We start from the raw sequence: 4362 nt of genomic DNA on the forward strand, positions 1-4362 counted from the left end.
TCCTGCAGCCATTCGGGCAGGTCGGGCCGCAGCACGCGCGGCGGCACCGGGTCCATCCACAGGCGCTGCCGCAAGCCGCCTCGGGTCTGCGGGTTGCCGAAAGGCAGCTCGCGCGTGGCCAGCTCATACAGCATCACGCCGATGGCAAAGATGTCGCTGCGCGGGTCGCCCCGCACGCCCACCACCTGTTCGGGCGCCATCCAGGTCGGAGAGCCGACGGCGGGACGCAGCTCTTCAGCCAGCAGGTCCGGGTAATGCGCATGGCAAGACAAGCCGAAGTCGAGCAGGACGGCACTGCCATCGGGGCGTATCAGCACGTTCGCCGGTTTCAGGTCCAGGKGGCAGGCGTCCTGCAGGTGCAGGCTGTGCACCGCCTGGGCGACTGCCACGCCCAGCCGGGCAATTTCTTCCGCGGGCAGCGGCGCCGCGGCTTCGTCCAGCAGTTGCTGCAACGTACGGCCGGAGATGTATTCCATCACCAGGTAGGGCATTTTTTCAAGGTCGCCCGCCGCCACCAGCCGCGGCACATGCGGCCCGGTCAGCACGGAAAGCAACTGCAGCTCGACCTCAAACCCCACGATGTTTTCAGCGCCATCGCCAGCCGTCATGCGCGGCACCTTCATTACCAGCGGAAAAGGCACGGCGTGCACCGCGTCGGCATAGCCCACCTGGTAGATATGCGCCATGCCGCCGGCATGCAGGCATTCGCCAACCACAAATCCATCCACCACCGTGCCGGGTGCCATCAGCCTCACAGGCCCGCCTCCAGCCGCTGCGCGAAGTAGGCGGGCAGGCCCGCTGCACGCACGTCGGCCGCAGCGGCCAGGTGGTCGTAGGCCACCCGGTGAAAAGTCAGCTCGGCCAGCTCCGGGTCAAACAGTGCATACATGGCCTTGGGGTTGCCGTCGCGCGGCTGGCCCACAGAACCGACCGTGGCGAGCCAGTGGCGATGTGCCGGTACCGGGATGGTCACGCCCGGCGTGGGCTGAAAACGCATCAGCCCCTGCCCCGCACCGCGGAAATAAAGCGTCTGCTGGTGCACATGGCCACAAAACACATACCGCACATCCGGGTCGAGCGCCGCAGCGTCAAGGCTTGCCTCGGCGCGGCGCTCGTTGTCTACATAGTGCCATCGCCCCGGGGAGTCAGCGCTGGCATGCACCAGCAGGGCAGTACCGATGGTCGCCGTCAGTGGCAGGGCCTCCAGAAACGCCAGCGCCTCTTTATCGAGCCGGTCATGCGTCCAGGCGGCACCGCTCTGGTCGAGTGAGCGGGCCTGCACGGGTGGCGTCACCGTGTGCTGGTCATGGTTGCCCCTGAGCACAACGGCGCCCTCGCCGGCCAGGCCACGAATCCGCTGCAGCACCTCGGCCGGCTGGGCGCCATAGCCCACCAGGTCGCCCAGTATGGCCAGGCGGCCAGCGCCCTGTTCTGCGGCATGGGCAAGGCAGGCCTCCAGCGCACGCAGGTTGGCATGCACATCCGACAACAGGGCTATTTTCATAAGATGGGGCGCAGTTCCAATTCACAACAGACAATCCCGCAGCATGGCGCGAAGCAATTTCAGCGGCGGGACAGCACAGTTTGCCGGAAAAGAAAGCCCGGTGGCCGGTTTTTAGGGCGCAAGCCGCCCGGCAAGACGGCGGTCATTCAAGTGCTATGGAATTTATAGCTGCTTGCGCCCGTCCTGACTGGGCTGCAGCTCAAACTGTTGCTTAATTTCTGGTTGTTGAAACTTGCCCCACATATCACGCACGCCATGCACATCAGGCCTTACGCAAATTCAGACCTCGCCGTGGTCGCCCGGCTGTTCACCGACGCGGTTCATGGCCTGGCGGCAAGCCACTACGACGCGGTGCAACGCGAGGCCTGGGCGCCGCGCCCGCCCGACCTGGTTCGATGGGAAACACGGCTCGGCCCGTTACAGGTCTTTCTGGCACAAGACTCGCAAGCCGGCCCTGCGCTGGGCTTTATCGGCTTTGAAACAAACGGCCATATCGACCTCCTGTTTACCTCCCCTGCCGCGGCACGCCGTGGCGTTGCCTCGCAGCTTTACCGCCACGCCGAAACCGCGTTGCGCAAGCTTGGTGTGACGAAGTTTTTCACCGAAGCCAGCCTGGTGAGCCGGCCATTCTTCGAACGCCAGGGGTTTATGGTGAGTGAAGAACAGGTGGTGGAACGGCGCGGGGCCATGCTTCACCGCTTTGTAATGGCCAAGCCCGCCACCAGCATCGCGGCCGGCAAAAGTTAACCCGCGTCAGATGCGTCGGGCTCGTGGCGGATGGTTTCACGTGCGCGATGCTGGTCGCGCAGCTTCCCCAGTGTGTGGTCAAGCATGCGTTTGAGCTTCTCGCTTGCGCCGCGAAAGGCCTCGTCCTGGCTGGACGCCTGATGATTGACAGCCAGTGGCTCATGATGCGCCAGCCGCGCCTCCATCACACAGCGTTTCTGGTCCGGGCTGATCTTGTCGCTGTTTTCATCGCTCATATGAACCTCTATGCGCGTGATGTCGCCCCTGAAGCGGCTCAGGGATGTGTTGAGTTCGGTGCTGGCCCAGCGCCCGAACGATTCGCCGGTATGCATGGTGTGGTTGGAATTGACTTGAACTTGCATGGGTATTGTTTTCCTTTCAGGAGGGTTACAGCGAAGAGGCCTGCCAGCCGGGCTGTTTTGCAGTTGCCAGGAAGGCCAACCGGAAAATCCATTGTGCGCTCTGGATGGCCGCGAGCGTGTAGTCCTGATCCCCACCCTGAAGTAGGGGTGGTTTTTTCACAGGACTCATGCCAAAAGCGGCCGCGCGATGCACGCAGCGACAGCGCCGGATTTGTGGCTGTCTCTGCTGAGGGCCCGTCGTCGGAGCAGGAACTACAGCTCACGAACTCACCCTGATCGCTTCAATTCAATAGCGTCAGCGTCCGTTCCCGTTGGCTTAAAGACCAACAACCTTCTCAGCCCAAGGTCTTGAACATCACAAGCGCATCCACCAGCCCCAGCCGCTGGTGCCGAAAAGCCCCAGGCAAGGTAGCCACCACTTCAAACCCCAGCCTCTCCCACAGGCGCACTGCCCGCTCATTCGTCGACACCACCAGGTTGAACTGCATCGCCAGAAAACCCATGGCGACCGCTTCGCGCTGCGAGTGCCCGCACATGGCCGATGCCAGGCCCCGGCCTTGCGCCTCGCGGGCTACGACGTAGCCACAGTTGCAAACATGCGAGCCCAGGCCGGGCTGGTTGGGCTTGATGAAATAAGTCCCGAGCACAGGCCCATCACCGGCTGCACCCTCGCGCACGACATAGGTGGCCCACGGTGCCTCCATCCAGGCGGCATGGATTTCGGCTTCGGTGCTCTGGGGTGAAAAAGCGTAGGTGTCACCCGTCTCAAATGTGGCACGCAACAGGGGCCACACGGCGGGCCAGTCGGCCTCTTCGCAGCGGTGGATCGCTGTCATGGTGTGGGGGCATCCACGACTTCCGCCGCTGTCCTGAAGGCTTCCACGGCGGCGGGCAAACCGCAATAAATACTGGCGTGAAGCAACACCTCCTGCAATTGCTCCGGCGTTACGCCGTTGTTGAGTGCGGCACGCACATGGCCCTTGAGTTCATGCTGTTTGCCCAGGGCCGTCAGCATGGCCACCGTGATCAGGCTGCGCGTCTTGAGGTCCAGCCCCGGCCGCTGCCATACATCGCCCCAGGCGTTGCGGGTAATGAAGTGCTGGATCGGCAGGGAAAAATCACTCGCCTTGCTAAAGGCATTGGCCACAAAATCCTCACCCATCACCTGTTTTCGGGTGGCGAGGCCTCTCTCGAAATCCTTGTCTGCGGGCTGCGTCATGGGAGGCTCCTAAAAGACGAAGCGTAATGGAAAGGAAAAAAGCCCGCTTCGGTCTTCACCGGGCGGGCTTGGCCTCAATCAGCGCCTATGAGGGTCTGTCGCAATCAGGCAAGGTCGTAGCGGTCAAGGTTCATCACCTTGTTCCAGGCCGCCACAAAGTCACGCACGAAGACTTGCTGAGAATCGCTGCATGCATAAACTTCCGCAATGGCCCGCAACTGCGAGTTTGAACCGAAGACCAGGTCAATCACCGTACCCGTCCACTTGAGCTCACCCGTTGTGCGGTCGCGGCCCTCCAGAACACCTTCAGCGTCGGCRGATTTCTGCCACTTCGTACGCATGTCGAGCAGGTTCACAAAGAAGTCGTTGCTCAAGGTCCCGGGCCGCCTGGTAAAAGCACCGTGCGGGGCCTGCCCGACGTTGGCATTCAGGGCACGCATACCCCCGACAAGCACCGTCATCTCGGGGGCCGTCAGCGTCATCAGGTTGGCGCGATCCACCAATTGCTCAGCCGCACGCGCGCCCTGCCC

General features: G+C 62.8%; 7 protein-coding genes. 1 reads left to right on the forward strand and 6 read right to left on the reverse strand.

Translation table 11 applies throughout. From position 1 onward, the window contains the following. Nucleotides 1-755: serine/threonine-protein kinase (locus tag AC1D0Z_RS16590; RefSeq protein ID WP_477659319.1), on the reverse strand; the 755-nt coding region annotated here is incomplete at its 3' end. Next, complete coding sequence (locus AC1D0Z_RS16595; RefSeq protein ID WP_477659320.1) at nt 752-1504, reverse strand: metallophosphoesterase family protein; 753 nt, start codon at nt 1502-1504, stop codon at nt 752-754. The genes AC1D0Z_RS16595 and AC1D0Z_RS16590, both read right to left, overlap by 4 nt. 255 nt (nt 1505-1759) lie before the next feature. Here AC1D0Z_RS16595 and AC1D0Z_RS16600 point away from each other — a divergent pair, with 255 nt between their 5' ends. After that, nucleotides 1760-2251, forward strand: a complete 492-nt coding sequence (locus AC1D0Z_RS16600; protein ID WP_477659321.1) for a GNAT family N-acetyltransferase — start codon at nt 1760-1762, stop codon at nt 2249-2251. Here the strand turns inward: AC1D0Z_RS16600 and AC1D0Z_RS16605 are convergent. The 4 genes from AC1D0Z_RS16605 to AC1D0Z_RS16620 form a co-directional block, all read right to left on the reverse strand. Next, nucleotides 2248-2613 carry an HPF/RaiA family ribosome-associated protein gene (locus AC1D0Z_RS16605; RefSeq protein ID WP_477659322.1) on the reverse strand — a complete coding sequence of 122 codons (366 nt, stop codon included), beginning with the start codon at nt 2611-2613 and terminating at the stop codon, nt 2248-2250. The genes AC1D0Z_RS16600 and AC1D0Z_RS16605 overlap by 4 nt on opposite strands. A gap of 335 nt (nt 2614-2948) precedes the next feature. After that, nucleotides 2949-3449 (reverse strand): N-acetyltransferase family protein, encoded by a 501-nt coding sequence (locus AC1D0Z_RS16610; RefSeq protein ID WP_477659323.1) that lies wholly within the window; start codon nt 3447-3449, stop codon nt 2949-2951. Next, nucleotides 3446-3832: a carboxymuconolactone decarboxylase family protein gene (locus AC1D0Z_RS16615; protein ID WP_477659324.1), complete on the reverse strand. Its 387-nt coding sequence runs from the start codon at nt 3830-3832 to the stop codon at nt 3446-3448. The genes AC1D0Z_RS16610 and AC1D0Z_RS16615 overlap by 4 nt, the downstream gene beginning before the upstream one ends. A 104-nt stretch (nt 3833-3936) precedes the next feature. Then, nucleotides 3937-4362, reverse strand: a 426-nt coding sequence (locus AC1D0Z_RS16620) for a peroxidase family protein (RefSeq protein WP_477659325.1), incomplete at its 5' end; no start/stop codon positions are given.

This window comes from Polaromonas sp. P1_E3 (genome assembly GCF_056405935.1).

Excerpts from the sequence above, each read along its gene's own strand:
- AC1D0Z_RS16605 (WP_477659322.1), bottom strand. The coding sequence starts at position 2,613 with ATGCAAGTTCAAGTCAATTCCAACCACACCATGCATACCGGCGAATCG.
- AC1D0Z_RS16595 (WP_477659320.1), bottom strand. The coding sequence starts at position 1,504 with ATGAAAATAGCCCTGTTGTCGGATGTGCATGCCAACCTGCGTGCGCTG.
- AC1D0Z_RS16600 (WP_477659321.1), top strand. The coding sequence starts at position 1,760 with ATGCACATCAGGCCTTACGCAAATTCAGACCTCGCCGTGGTCGCCCGG.
- AC1D0Z_RS16615 (WP_477659324.1), bottom strand. The coding sequence starts at position 3,832 with ATGACGCAGCCCGCAGACAAGGATTTCGAGAGAGGCCTCGCCACCCGA.
- AC1D0Z_RS16610 (WP_477659323.1), bottom strand. The coding sequence starts at position 3,449 with ATGACAGCGATCCACCGCTGCGAAGAGGCCGACTGGCCCGCCGTGTGG.